At 73.7% G+C, this 12,816-nt stretch carries 11 protein-coding genes; 5 read left to right on the top strand and 6 right to left on the bottom strand.

Annotation, left to right across the window (positions count from 1 at the left end):
• Nucleotides 1-34: 34 nt before the first annotated feature.
• The 5 genes from F6X51_RS13065 to F6X51_RS13045 form a co-directional block, all read right to left on the bottom strand.
• Nucleotides 35-838: a succinate dehydrogenase iron-sulfur subunit gene (locus tag F6X51_RS13065; protein WP_150964090.1), complete on the bottom strand. Its 804-nt coding sequence runs from the start codon at nt 836-838 to the stop codon at nt 35-37.
• Between the two features lie 93 nt (nt 839-931).
• Nucleotides 932-2,749 carry a succinate dehydrogenase flavoprotein subunit gene (sdhA, locus tag F6X51_RS13060; RefSeq protein WP_150964089.1) on the bottom strand — a complete coding sequence of 606 codons (1,818 nt, stop codon included), beginning with the start codon at nt 2,747-2,749 and terminating at the stop codon, nt 932-934.
• Nucleotides 2,750-2,777: 28 nt separating this feature from the next.
• Entirely contained in the window at nt 2,778-3,191 is a 414-nt protein-coding gene (gene sdhD, locus F6X51_RS13055) for a succinate dehydrogenase, hydrophobic membrane anchor protein (RefSeq protein ID WP_150964088.1), read from the bottom strand.
• 13 nt (nt 3,192-3,204) lie between these two features.
• Nucleotides 3,205-3,606: a succinate dehydrogenase, cytochrome b556 subunit gene (sdhC, locus tag F6X51_RS13050; protein ID WP_150964087.1), complete on the bottom strand. Its 402-nt coding sequence runs from the start codon at nt 3,604-3,606 to the stop codon at nt 3,205-3,207.
• 147 nt (nt 3,607-3,753) lie between these two features.
• Nucleotides 3,754-5,106, bottom strand: a complete 1,353-nt coding sequence (locus F6X51_RS13045; RefSeq protein WP_407658524.1) for an SLC13 family permease — start codon at nt 5,104-5,106, stop codon at nt 3,754-3,756.
• Between the two features lie 284 nt (nt 5,107-5,390).
• Between F6X51_RS13045 and F6X51_RS13040 the strand changes: the two genes are divergently transcribed.
• Both F6X51_RS13040 and F6X51_RS13035 read left to right on the top strand, forming a co-directional pair.
• Nucleotides 5,391-6,275 (top strand): LysR substrate-binding domain-containing protein, encoded by an 885-nt coding sequence (locus F6X51_RS13040; protein WP_150964086.1) that lies wholly within the window; start codon nt 5,391-5,393, stop codon nt 6,273-6,275.
• Between the two features lie 223 nt (nt 6,276-6,498).
• Entirely contained in the window at nt 6,499-7,098 is a 600-nt protein-coding gene (locus tag F6X51_RS13035) for an AprI/Inh family metalloprotease inhibitor (RefSeq protein WP_150964085.1), read from the top strand.
• A gap of 37 nt (nt 7,099-7,135) precedes the next feature.
• Here the strand turns inward: F6X51_RS13035 and F6X51_RS13030 are convergent, their stop codons facing one another.
• On the bottom strand, nt 7,136-8,836 hold the full coding sequence (locus F6X51_RS13030) for an outer membrane beta-barrel protein (RefSeq protein WP_150964084.1): 1,701 nt from the start codon (nt 8,834-8,836) through the stop codon (nt 7,136-7,138).
• Between the two features lie 366 nt (nt 8,837-9,202).
• On the opposite strand from F6X51_RS13030, the gene F6X51_RS13025 reads away from it, so the two are divergent.
• The 3 genes from F6X51_RS13025 (at nt 9,203) to F6X51_RS13015 (ending at nt 12,736) form a co-directional block, all read left to right on the top strand.
• Nucleotides 9,203-10,213: a KpsF/GutQ family sugar-phosphate isomerase gene (locus F6X51_RS13025; RefSeq protein WP_150964083.1), complete on the top strand. Its 1,011-nt coding sequence runs from the start codon at nt 9,203-9,205 to the stop codon at nt 10,211-10,213.
• 107 nt (nt 10,214-10,320) lie between these two features.
• Nucleotides 10,321-12,324 (top strand): DNA mismatch repair endonuclease MutL, encoded by a 2,004-nt coding sequence (gene mutL, locus F6X51_RS13020; protein ID WP_150964131.1) that lies wholly within the window; start codon nt 10,321-10,323, stop codon nt 12,322-12,324.
• 7 nt (nt 12,325-12,331) lie between these two features.
• Nucleotides 12,332-12,736, top strand: coding sequence for a cupin domain-containing protein (locus tag F6X51_RS13015; RefSeq protein ID WP_191970108.1), 405 nt, complete (start codon nt 12,332-12,334; stop codon nt 12,734-12,736).
• Nucleotides 12,737-12,816: the final 80 nt, after the last annotated feature.

The raw sequence follows: 12,816 nt of genomic DNA, 5'->3' as shown, positions 1-12,816 counted from the left end.
GCCGCCCGTGGGGCGCCAAGGCCGGCCCCCGCCGTCAGACCTCGCGGGCGATCATCATCTTCTTGATCTCCGCGATGGCCTTGGCCGGGTTGAGGTTCTTCGGGCAGGTATTGGCGCAGTTCATGATGGTGTGGCAGCGGTAGAGCCGGAACGGGTCGTGCAGCCCGTCGAGGCGCTCGCCGGTGCCCTCGTCGCGGCTGTCGATCAGCCAGCGATAGGCCTGGAGCAGGGCGGCGGGGCCGAGGAAGCGGTCGCCGTTCCACCAGTAGCTCGGGCAGGAGGTGGTGCAGCAGGCGCAGAGGATGCACTCGTAGAGCCCGTCGAGGCGGGCCCGGTCCTCCGGGGTCTGCTTCCACTCGGTCTCGGGGGAGGGCGTCTCGGTCTGGAGCCAGGGCTCGATCGAGGCGTGCTGGGCGAAGAAGGTCGTCAGGTCCGGCACCAGGTCCTTGAGCACCGGCATGTGCGGCAGCGGGTAGATCCGCACCGCCGGGTGCTTCTTGCCGGAGGCGTGCGCCTTGCACTCGTCGATGCCCATGGTGCAGGCGAGCGCGTTCTGGCCCTCGATGTTCATGGCGCAGGAGCCGCAGATGCCCTCGCGGCAGGAGCGGCGGAAGACCAGCGTCGAGTCGATCCGGTTCTTGATCCACAGGAGCGCGTCGAGGACCATCGGGCCGCAATCGTCCCGGTCGACCTGGTAGGTGTCGATGCGCGGGTTCGCCCCGTCATCCGGGTTCCAGCGGTAGACGCGGAATTCCTGCAGGCGCTTGGCGCCCTCGGGCGCCGGCCAGGCCTTGCCCTCGTGGATCTGGGAGTTCTTCGGAAGGGTGAACTGAGCCATGACTGTCTCGCTGTCACGAGGCCGAAACACGACGGCCGGGGAACGCCGCCGGGGCTCGTTCCGCTCCAGGCCGCCGCATGAGGAGAGGGAGGGTCAGTACACGCGCGCCTTCGGCTCGATGTACTGGATCTCGTTCGACATCGTGTAGGTGTGGACCGGGCGGTAATCGATCGAGACCTGGTGGCTCTGGTCGTCGAGCCAGGAGAGGGTGTGCTTCATCCACTCCTTGTCGTCGCGGTCGGGGAAGTCCTCGCGGGCGTGGGCCCCGCGGGATTCTTTGCGGTTGGCCGCCGATTCCATGGTGACGACGGCCTGGCCGATCAGGTTGTCGAACTCGAGGGTCTCGAGGAGGTCGGTGTTCCAGACGAGCGACCGGTCCGTGATGCGGATGTCGGCGGCCGCGTTCCAGACCTTGTGGATCAGGCCCTTGCCCTCCTCCAGCACCTCGCCGGTGCGGAAGACCGCGCAGTTGTTCTGCATGGTCTTCTGCATCTCGAGGCGCAGCTCCGCCGTGGGCGTGCCGCCGTCGGCGTAGCGGAAGCGGTCGAGGCGGGCGAGCGCCTTGTCGGCGGAGCCCTTGGGCAGCTCCATCTGGCGGCCGTTCGGCTCGACGATCTCGGCGCAGCGCAGGCCCGCCGCGCGGCCGAACACCACGAGGTCGATGAGCGAGTTCGAGCCGAGGCGGTTGGCCCCGTGCACCGAGACGCAGGCGGCCTCGCCGAGCGCCATCAGGCCCGGCACCACGGTGTCGGGGTTGCCGTCGCGCAGGGTCAGCACCTCGCCGTGATAGTTCGTCGGGATGCCCCCCATGTTGTAGTGCACGGTCGGCAGGACCGGGATCGGCTCCCTGGTCACGTCGACGCCCGCGAAGATCTTGGCGCTCTCCGAGATGCCCGGCAGGCGCTCGTGCAGGATCTTGGGGTCGAGGTGGTCGAGGTGGAGGAAGATGTGATCGCCCTGCCGGCCGACGCCGCGGCCGGCCCGGATCTCCATCGTCATCGAGCGCGAGACCACGTCGCGGGAGGCGAGGTCCTTGGCGCTCGGGGCGTAGCGCTCCATGAAGCGCTCGCCCTCGGAATTCGTCAGGTAGCCGCCCTCGCCCCGCGCCCCCTCGGTGATGAGGCAGCCGGCGCCGTAGATGCCGGTGGGGTGGAACTGCACGAACTCCATGTCCTGCAGGGGCAGGCCGGCGCGCAGCACCATGGCGTTGCCGTCGCCCGTGCAGGTATGGGCGGAGGTGGCCGAGAAGTAGGAGCGGCCGTAGCCGCCGGTGGCCAGGATCGTCATCTGGGCCCGGAAGCGGTGGATCTCCCCCGAGGCCTGGTCGATCGCGATGACGCCGAGGCAGCGGCCCTCCTCGTCCATGATCAGGTCGAGGGCGAAGTACTCGATGAAGAAGTTGGTGTGGTTCTTCACCGCCTGCCCGTAGAGGGTGTGGAGCATGGCGTGGCCGGTGCGGTCGGCCGCCGCGCAGGTGCGCTGGGCGGTGCCCTTGCCGTAATCGGTGGTCATGCCGCCGAAGGGGCGCTGGTAGATCTTGCCCTCCTCGGTGCGGGAGAACGGCACGCCCCAGTGCTCGAGCTCGTAGACCGCCGCGGGGGCGTTGCGCACGAGGTACTCGATCGCGTCCTGGTCGCCGAGCCAGTCCGAGCCCTTCACGGTGTCGTACATGTGCCAGCGCCAGTCGTCCGGGCCCATGTTGCCGAGCGAGGCCGAGATGCCGCCCTGCGCCGCCACCGTGTGCGAGCGGGTCGGGAAGACCTTGCTGATGCAGGCGGTGCGCAGGCCCGCCTGCGAGCAGCCGACCGTGGCGCGCAGGCCCGCGCCGCCGGCCCCGACGATCACCACGTCGAAGGTGTGGTCGTGGATGGTGTAGGCGGGCTGCGTCCCGTTCGATCCGTTGGCGGCCATGGGTCGGCTCCTCAATCTCTCCAGGGGGTCAGGCGAGGCGGCTCAAGCCCACGCGCAGGATCGCGTACAGGCAGGCGACGGCGACGATGACCGCGTAGACGTTGTTGGCGAAGACCGCGGCGATGCGCAGGCCCTTGCCGTGGACGTAATCCTCGATGATGACCTGCATGCCGAGGCGCATGTGCAGCGTCACGGAGATCACCGCGAGGATCAGGATCAGGGCCGCCAGGGGGTGGCTCATCAGCGCCACCGCCTCCGGGTAGGGCCGGCCGGCCATGAGCGCGACGATCACCACGAAGGCGACCATCAGGGGCGCGTTGGCGGCCGCCGTGACGCGCTGCATCCACCAGTGGCCGGCGCCGTGGCCGGAGGGGCCGAGGCCCTGGACGCGGGCCCGGGGGGTGCGGATCGACAGGGTGGTGTTCTGGCGGTTGTCGGCCATGGCGGAGCCTCCCTCAGCGCAGGGTCAGGGCGAGCGCCCAGATGATCACGGTGAGGGCCACCGAGCCGATGAGCGTGCCGCGCGAGAGCCACATCCGGCGCTCGCGGTCGAGGCCGAGGCCGAAATCCCAGAGGAAGTGGCGCAGGCCCCCGAGCATGTGGTGCATCAGGATCCAGGTATAGGCGAAGAGCACGAGGCGCCCGAGGATCGAGCCGAAGAACCACGCCACCCAGCCATAGGCCGCCGGGCCGGACGCCAGGGCCACGAGCCAGATCGCCACCAGCGCCGAGCCGCCGTAGAGCGCCGTGCCGGTGATCCGGTGGAACACCGACATCGCCATGGTCCAGGTCCAGCGGTAGATCTGGAGGTGCGGCGAGAGCGGCTGGGCGACCGTCGGTCTGGCGGTTGGGGCCATCGTGGAGCGATCCTCGGATGGGTGGGATGGGGCTGGCGAAGTCTGGAGTGGGTCTAAGTTCGTATCGCTAGTGCGGCGCAGCGCAAGCCGCAATGCGGCATGAGGCGACGCCGAGGCCGGGGCGGATTTGATATTCGACGCATTTTGTCACCGGATCTGTCCCAGGAATTGCCACCAGAGATAGTCGAGTGGCGCTGTTACAATCAGCGAGACGAGCCCCAGTGCCATCGTGACCTTGGTGGCGTCCCTGAGGCTCACCCGCCCGAGGTCGCTCGCGAACACGATCGGGGGCGCCTGGTAGGGCAGGAACAGGGTCGAGTAGCCCACCACCTGCACCATCACGACGCTCATCAGGTCGAGGCCGGAGGCCCGCGCCATCTCCCCCGCGAGCGCGGTGTAGAGGGCGGGCGCCCCGTTCGCCGTGACCACCAGGGCGAGGAGCGTGGCGATCAGGGTGAGGACTCCGAAGTTGCGCGCCGTCGCGCCGGGCTCGAGGGGCGCCACCGCCAGGAGGGCGTGGCCGAGGCGGGCGCCGAGGCCGGTCTCGTTGACGAGGGCCACGAGGCCGAGGAGCGCCGCGATGTAGAAGCAGGTGCGCAGGTTGACCGCCCCGAAGGCGTCCGGCGCCAGGACGCCGACGCGCGGCATCAGGCAGATCACCGCCGCCGACAGACCGACCCAGGCCGGGGCGATGTGGTGCAGGCTGTCGGTGACCCAGAGGCCCAGGGTGGCGAGCAGGATCACGGCGAGGCGGCGCTCCTCGGGGGAGAGGGGCGTGAGCGGGGCCGGGGCGGTCTCGGCCGCCCCCGGCTCCATCCGGTCGGGGAAGATCCACAGGATCAGCCAGACCAGGAGCCCGCCCTTCACCAGCGCCAGCACGGGGGCGTGCAGCAGGAGGTAGGGCAGGTAGGCGAGGTGGAGGCCGTGCTGCACCTCGGCGGTGCCCGCCATCACGAGGTTCGGGACATTGGCGGGCAGGATCGCGGCGGACAGGATCGGGGTGGCGAGGCCGACCGCCAGCACCGCCCCGACGCGCCCGCGCCGGCCCTGCGCCAGCCCGAACCCGTCGCAGAGGGCCAGCACCACGGGGACGAGGAGCGCGATCCGGCCGAGATTGGAGGGCATCACGAAGGCGAGCCCGAAGGAGAGCGCCACGATGCCGGCGATGAAGCGGGCGTAGGAGCCGGAGAGATGCCCGGCGAGCGACCGGGCGAGGCGGGCGCCGAGGCCGGTCCGGGTCATGGCGTGGCCCACCACCATGCCGCTCAGCACCAGCCAGAAGGCCGAGGAGGCGAAGCCCGAGAACACCGTCGAGGGCGCCCCGAGCCGGAACAGCATCGCGGCGGCGAAGAACAGCATCGCGGTGACGATCTCGGCCACGAGGGCCGTCGCCCACAGGCCCATGCAGAGCACGAGCAGGCCGCCGGTGACGGCGCTCGCCGTCCCGCCGAGGGCCGCGATGGGGCCCGTCCATAGCCCGAAGAGGGCGCTCGCTTGCATCGCGGCGGCCGATCCATTCCTGAGACGGCGCGGGTTCCTTGTCCCGGGATGGGCGGCACCCTGCGCGTGCCGGGGACTCTCCCTGGAACTGGTCCGGTTCGCAATTCGGGAGTGCTGGACACAGCCTTCGCCATCGGCGAAGGATGAAAGGCCGGCCTCCGCCGTGTGGGCGGGCCATCCCCCTCGGCGGAGGGGCGTCACGGGGCGGGGGAGGGGGCAGGAGCGCCCGCCGGGCTTCGCGGCCGGCGGAAGCTTTCGCGGAAACCCGGGGAGCGGTCCGCCCGATGTTGCGCTTCGATCTCGTCGATCTCGGCCTGTTCCGCCACGTCGTCGAGGCGGGCTCGATCACGCACGGGGCGGAGCGGGCCCACCTCGCCCTCGCGGCCGCCTCGACGCGGATCCGCTCGATGGAGGAGACCCTCGGCGCCGCGCTCCTGATCCGCAGCCGCCAGGGGGTGATCCCGACGCCGGCGGGGCGGGCGCTCCTCGCCCATGCCCGCACCCTGCTCGCCGACATCGACCGGATGCAGGGGGAGCTCTCGGCCTATTCGGGGGGCACGGCCGGGCAGATCCGGGTCCTGTCGAACACCCACGCGCTGACCGAGTTCCTGCCCGAGGCGCTCTCGGCCTACCTCGCGGCCCATCCGGGCATCAGCGTCGACATCGACGAGCGCACCTCGGACGAGATCGTCGGCCTCGTGGCCGAGGGGGCGGCCGATCTCGGCATCGTCTCGGGCACGGTCGATACCGGCCGGCTCCAGACCTTCCCGTTCCGGCAGGACCGCTTCGTGCTGGTGGCGGCCCTCGGCCATCCCCTGGCCGAGCGGGACGCGGCCGCCTTCGCGGAGGTGCTGAGCCACGATCTCGTCGGCCTCGACCGGCTCAGCGCCATCACGCGGTTCCTGGCCGAGAAGGCGGCCCGCATCGGCCGGCCGATGCGCCTGCGGGTGCAGCTGCGCAGCTTCGACGCGGTCTGCCGCCTCGTCGAGTGCCGGGTCGGCCTCGGCATCGTGCCGGAGACGACGGCGCGCCGCGCCGCCCGCGCCATGGCGATCCGGGTGGTCCCCCTCGACGACGTCTGGGCGGTCCGCGACCTCACCCTCTGCCTGCGCGACCTCGCGGCGCTGCCGGCCTTCGCGCGGGACTTCGTGGCGCATCTGCGGGGGTGAGGCGCGGGGAGCCCGGCCGGGGCCCCGGGCCCGGGGGAGGAGCCCGGCGCCCCTGCGGCACCGCCGCCACACTCGCCGGAAAAGCCGCGCGCGGGGCCGCTTCCCCCGCCCCGGGTCCGGCCGCCGCCTTGCGGGCAGCGCAATTGGCGGTGAGGCAGGCGCCATCGCGGCCCTCCGCGCGCCGCCGGCGCGCCGCACGGGGCCACCCGGGGATATGGAATCGATGCCGCGTCAGGTCCTGTCGTCTCTCGCCGTCGTCGCGCTCGCGGCGGCGCTCGCCGCCTGCAGCAGCACGTCGCGCTTCGACGGGCCGCGCGCCCGCGGCGGCCCGGGCGCGCAGGCGGCCCTGGAGCCGACCGTGCCGGCCATGCCCTCGGGCGCCGTCACCAGCGCCCCCCTGGCGCCGCCGCCCGGCGCCAGCGCCTCGCCGGACGGGCCGCCGCCGGTCGGCGGCGCGGTCGCGGCCGTGGTGCCGCCCCCGGGCTCGAACGTCATCGCCGAGCCCGTGACGCCGCCGCCCCCGCCGCCCCCCGTGGTGGCCACGGGCCGCTCCGCGGTGGTGGGCAGCTGGAACGCCAGGGACGCCACCGGGGCGAGCTGCAAGGTCTCCCTGTCGAGCGCGCCCGCCCTCGACCTCTACAAGGCCTCGGCCGCGGGCTGCCCGAACAAGGACCTGGCCAAGGTCACGGCCTGGGATTACCGCGACGGCGAGGTCTACCTCTACCAGGCCGGCGGCACCGTCGCGGCGCGCCTGCGCCAGGGCGGGGGCGCCCTCGACGGGGCCCTGACGAAGTCCGGCGCCACCCTGGCCCTGGTGCGCTGAGGCGCAGGCCTTAGCAGGATCGGCCGGAGCGCCCGCCTCAGGGGTTGACCCTGAGGCCGAGCAGGAAGGTGTTGTCCCGGAAGCTCGCGCTCGCCACCGTGCTGTCCACCTGCTGGTAGACGTAGGTGCCGCGCAGGGTGAGCCAGCGGTTGAAGCGGTAATCGAGCCGGGCGGTGGCCGAGAAGCCGTTCTCCCGGATGCTGGTGCCCTGGTAGTCGTTGCGCAGGAGCGCCCCCCCGAGGGTGATCGAGAGGTTGCGCAGGAGGTCGTGCTGGACCTCCAGGGTCGCGACCTCGGTGAGGATGCCGCTGGAACCCACGACGCTCGTCTCGGTGACCCCCGTGACCGCGCCGAGGCGCACGGTGGTGAGGGGGCTCGCCGCCCAGACCAGGTTGGCGTTGAGGATCGGCGCCGTGATGTCGCGCAGCGCCGGGTCGACATAGGTGCGGTGCTGGAAGCCCGCCGAGATCTCGCCCGAGAGGAAGCGGGTCAGGTTGAAGGCCGCGCCCGCCGCCAGGGTCACCCCGTCCGAATCCCGGCGCAGGCCGGCGGAATCGCGCGCGAGGTCATAGATCCGGGTGTCGCCCAGCACGTCGACGAAGGGCGTGATCACGGGTGATATCTCGTAGGACGTGCGCAGGCGCAGGCCGTACTGGTTGAGGTTGCGGTCGGCGAGGCTCAGGGACGTCCCGTTCGACAGGCGGGCATCCTCGTACTCGCTGCGGTCGACCGAGCCGCGCAGGGAGACCTGCAGCCGGTTGAAGGTCTGGGTCGCCCCGACCGTGGTGCCGTAGGTCGCCACGATCGGCCGCGAGGCGGCGGCGATCTGCAGGTCGGGGCTGCCGGTGCGCTGGGTGTCGACGAGAAAGCGGCCCTCGACGTCGAGGCGCAGGTCCCGGTTGGCGTCGATCCGCAAGCGCACGTTGCCGACCCCGTTCGGGCGGCTCGCCTCGTCGTTCTCGGGGAAATTGAAGTAGCCGGCGCGCAGCTCGCCCGCGAGCTCGCTCGCCGACCAGTCGCTGCGGAAGTTCAGCTCGCCCTCGCTGCGCAACGCCACCGAGCCCTTGGCGAGCCGGTTCGTGATCTGGTCCGGGTTGGTGTCGTAGCCGAGGCTCTGGGTGAAGGCCGGGAACAGCGTGACGTTGCCGAGCCGGATCCCGAGGGGCGCGTAGGCGTCGTCGATGGGCGCGAGGGGGCGGCGCAGGGCGAGGCCGAGCAGCGCGCCGGGCGTCTGCAGGCCGAGGATCGGCAGGGCCGCGGGCAGGGGCCCGGGCAGCGGCACGCCGACGACGGGATTCTGCACCACCGGGCTCAAGCGCAGCGCCGGGGGCGGCACCTGCGTGGCCAGCTGGGTGACGCTGCGCGTGGCGCTGCCGATCCGGCGGGCCGGGGCGGCGCGCTGGCGCAGCAGGCTCGAGGGCGCGCGGTTGTTCGGGGCGGTGGCGCTCCGCTCCGCCGCGCGGGTCGCGCGCTGGGCGGTGCCGAGGCGGGGGCGGCCGGGCTCGGCCGGGCCGAGGCCGGCGGAATCGTCGCCCGCGGGGCTGGCGCCGCCGAGGCCCCCGGCGCCGGCCGGGGTGCGGCCGGTGCGCAGGGTGGGCAGGCCGTCGTCGCCCGGGGCCTGCCCGGCGCCGGGATTCTCCGAGCTGCCCGGGACCGGTGGCGCGGCGCTGAAGGCGGGGGCCTGGGCGGTCGCGGGCGCGGCGGCGGCGACCCAGAGGGGCAGCGCCAGCAGGAGCATGCCCGGCGCTGCCGGGCGGCGCGCCCCCGGCCCCGGCCGGCCGGCCGGCCCGCCTGTCCCCCCGATCGGCCTCCCCCGTGTCACCGTCCGTCGATCCCCCGCGGCGCCTGCCCGGGCGCCCGTTCTGGACAGGGGCACCGCACATGGTTAACGGGCCTACAACGGTCACGGTTAACGGGCGGTCAACGGGCCGGCCCCAACGGGATGCGGCGGGGATGCGGCGCGGGGGACGCGGGCCCGGCCGGCCTTTCGCGGGCACGCCACCGCCGCAGCCGCCATCCGACCACATTCGCCGGCCAAGGAATCCCGGAGCGACGCCGATCCGGGGCAGGGGCCCCGGCGACACGCCGAGGGAGCGGGCCCGACATGGCTCTGGCACAGCGGGTTGAGGACGCGGACGAGGCGACGCCGGCGGCGGCGGTGGCCTCGGCTCTGCGCACCATCGGCACCGAGCGGGACGGCCTCGCCTGCCTGATGGAGGCGATCGGCAACGGGCTCGGGGGGCCCTTCGCGGCGGCGGTGGAGCGCATCGCCCGGGCGCGGGGCCGCGTCATCCTCACGGGCATGGGCAAGTCCGGCCATATCGGCCGCAAGATCGCCGCGACGCTGGCCTCCACGGGCACCCCCGCCCTCTACGTCCACCCGGCGGAGGCGAGCCACGGCGACCTCGGCATGGTCCAGCCCGACGACGTGGTGCTGGCGCTGTCGTGGTCCGGCGAGACCACGGAGCTCGCCGACATCATCGGCTACGCCAAGCGCTACCGGGTCGGCCTCGTGGCGATCACGGCGAACGCCGCCTCGACGCTCGGGCGCGAGGCCGACATCTGCCTGACCCTGCCGAAGGCCCGCGAGGCCTGCCCGAACGGGCTCGCGCCGACGACCTCGACGGCGATGCAGCTGGCGCTCGGCGACGCCCTCGCGGTGGCGCTCCTCGAGGACCGCGGCTTCTCGGCCCGGGAATTCTCGATCTACCACCCGGGCGGGCGCCTCGGCGCCTCCCTGCGCCAGGTGCGCGAGGTGATGCATGCGGGGGACCAGCTCCCCGTCGTGCCCCGCGGCACCCCGATGCGGGCGGCCATCGCGGAGATCGACGCCAAGGGCTTCGGCTCGGTGATCGTGGTCGAGGCGGACGGGCGCCTCGCCGGCATCGTCACGGACGGCGACCTGCGCCGCAACGTCTTCCGGGCCGACCTCGACGCCCTCACGGTCGAGGCCGTGATGAGCGCCCATCCGCGCACCGTGAACCCCGAGACGCTGCTGGCCAAGGCCCTGGAGATCCAGGAATCCTCCAAGATCACCGCCCTGATCGTGGTCGAGGACGGCCGCCCCGTCGGACTTGTCCACTACCACGATCTGCTGCGCTCGGGCGTCGCCTGAGCGCGGCATCGCCGCGCCCTCGGCCCACACCCTCGGCCCACACCCTCGACCTGCACCCTCGACCTGCACCCTTGGATCGGACCGCCCGGCGCGTCTATATCTCCCGGATGCTACGCCCGGTCCGCCGCCTCGATCCGATCCTCGTCGACCGCATCGCGGCGGGCGAGGTGGTGGAGCGCCCGGCCTCCGCCGTGAAGGAGCTCGTCGAGAACGCCATCGACGCGGATGCCCGCGCGATCGAGGTCACGATCGAGGCCGGCGGGCGCCGCCTGATCCGGGTCGTCGACGACGGCATCGGCATGAGCCCGGAGGATCTCGGGCTGGCGGTGGAGCGCCACGCCACCTCGAAGCTCCCCTCGGGGGACCTCAGCCGCATCGACAGCCTGGGCTTCCGGGGCGAGGCCCTGCCCTCGATCGGCGCGGTGGCCCGCCTCAGCATCACGACCCGGAACGCGGACGCCCCCTCCGGCGCGGCGCTCACCGTCGATGCCGGGCTCAAGGGCGAGGTCCGGCCGGCGCCCGCCGCCCGCGGCACCCGGATCGAGGTGGCGGAGCTGTTCTCGGCCACCCCCGCCCGGCTCAAGTTCCTCAAGTCCGACCGGGCCGAGACCGCCGCCATCGCGGACATCCTGCGCCGCCTCGCGGTGGCCCATCCGGGCATCCGCTTCACCCTGCGCACCGAGGGCGGCGCCCCGCTGGTCTTCCCGGCCGAGACCGGGGACGGCCCCGCCGCGGCCCTGCGCCGGCTCGTGGCGGTGCTCGGGCCGGATTTCGGTCCGAACGCGGTGCCGGTCGCGCTGGCGCGGGAGAGCTTCGCGCTGTCGGGCCATATCGGCCTGCCGACCTTCCACCGGGGCGCGGGCAACCACATCCACTTCACGGTGAACGGGCGCCCGGTGCGCGACCGGCTGCTCCTCGGCGCCGTGCGGGGCGCCTACGCCGACAGCATGGCCTCCGACCGCCACCCGGTCCTGGCGCTGAGCCTCGCCTGCGACCCCGCGGCGGTCGACGTCAATGTCCACCCGGCCAAGACCGAGGTGCGCTTCCGCGAGCCGGGGCTGGTGCGGGCGCTGATCGTCAGCGCGATCCACGAGGCTTTGCGCCGCGGCGGCGCCCGGGCCTCGACCACCAACGCCGCCCGGACGCTCGACGCCCTGCGCCCGGCCCCGCCGGGGCCGGAACCGGGCCGGGGCGGGGCGTTCGGCGTGCATACCGGCGCCGCGGCGCCGAGCCTGTTCCAGCCCACCCGGCCGGCCGCCTTCCGGTCCGGCGCGCCCTCCTTCGCGGCCCCGGCGGAGCGCGCCCCCGCGGGCCCCGGGCGGGGCTTCGGCGAGGTGGCCCAGGCTAGGCTCGCCGAAGCCGGGCTCGCGGAAAGCCCCCTCGCGGAGCCCGTGCCCGACCTCGTCCAGCCCGACCTCGCCCCGCCCGACCTCGCCCCGCCGGCCGCGGACCTGCGCGCGCCCGAGGCGGGCGGGGGGGGCCTCGACCACCCCCGCCTCGACTATCCCCTCGGGGCCGCCCGCGCCCAGCTCCACGAGACCTACATCGTGGCCCAGACCCGGGACGGCATCGTCCTCGTCGACCAGCACGCCGCCCACGAGCGCCTCGTCTACGAGCGGCTGAAGCGCGAGCGGGCGCAGGGGGGCATCAGCCGCCAGGGCCTGCTCATCCCCGACGTCGTCGAGATGGCCCCCCACGACGCCGAGCGCCTCGTTTCCGCCGCCCCCGACCTCGACCGGCTCGGCCTGACCCTCGAGGCCTTCGGCCCCGGCGCCGTGCTGGTGCGCGAGGTTCCGGCGATCCTCGGCGAGGCCTCGATCCGCAACCTCGTCACCGACATCCTCGACGCCCTCTCCGAGAGCGGGCTCGAGGAGGGCGCCGAGGCCGACCCGCAGGAGGGCGGGCCCCTCGGCCGGCGCCTCGACGCGATCCTGTCGCGGATGAGCTGCCACGGCTCGATCCGGGCCGGGCGGCGCCTGCGCCCCGAGGAGATGAACGCGCTCCTGCGCGAGATGGAGGCGACGCCGCTCTCCGGCTCGTGCAACCACGGCCGCCCCACCTTCGTCAGCCTCAAGCTCGCCGATATCGAGCGCCTGTTCGGGCGGCGCTGAGCCTGTGGTGAGGCTCGGCCCCTCCGGCAACCTGTTCGCGGGGCTCGATCCCGGGGCCCCCGCGGAGGTGTTCGAGACCCTGGCCTCGGCGCCGGGCCTGCGCATCGAGCGCATCGTCTCGACGGGCCAGCACACCCCGCCGGGCGTCTACGACGACCAGCCCCAGACCGAGTGGGTCGTGGTGCTCGCGGGCGCGGCCGAGCTCGAATTCGCCGACGAGGCCGCCCCCCGCCGCCTCGGCCCGGGCGACTACGTGCTGATCGCCCCCCACCGCCGCCACCGGGTCGCCCGCACCGCGGCCGGGACGCCGACCGTGTGGCTCGCGCTGCATTGGGGCGAGGGGGTGGGCGAGGACGGTGGCGAGGAGGATGGCGACGGGACGGCTTCGCGGCGGCCCTCGACGTCCCGGTGATCGGCGTGCAGCTGCGCCTCGCGGAGAGTGAAAGCGGACCCCCGGCCGGAGCCGGCCGGCTGAGCGCCGGAGCCCGGAGG

The sequence above is a fragment of the Methylobacterium planeticum genome (genome assembly GCF_008806345.1).
Lineage (GTDB): Bacteria > Pseudomonadota > Alphaproteobacteria > Rhizobiales > Beijerinckiaceae > Methylobacterium > Methylobacterium planeticum.
This window is presented reverse-complemented; position numbering and strand designations above follow the sequence as displayed.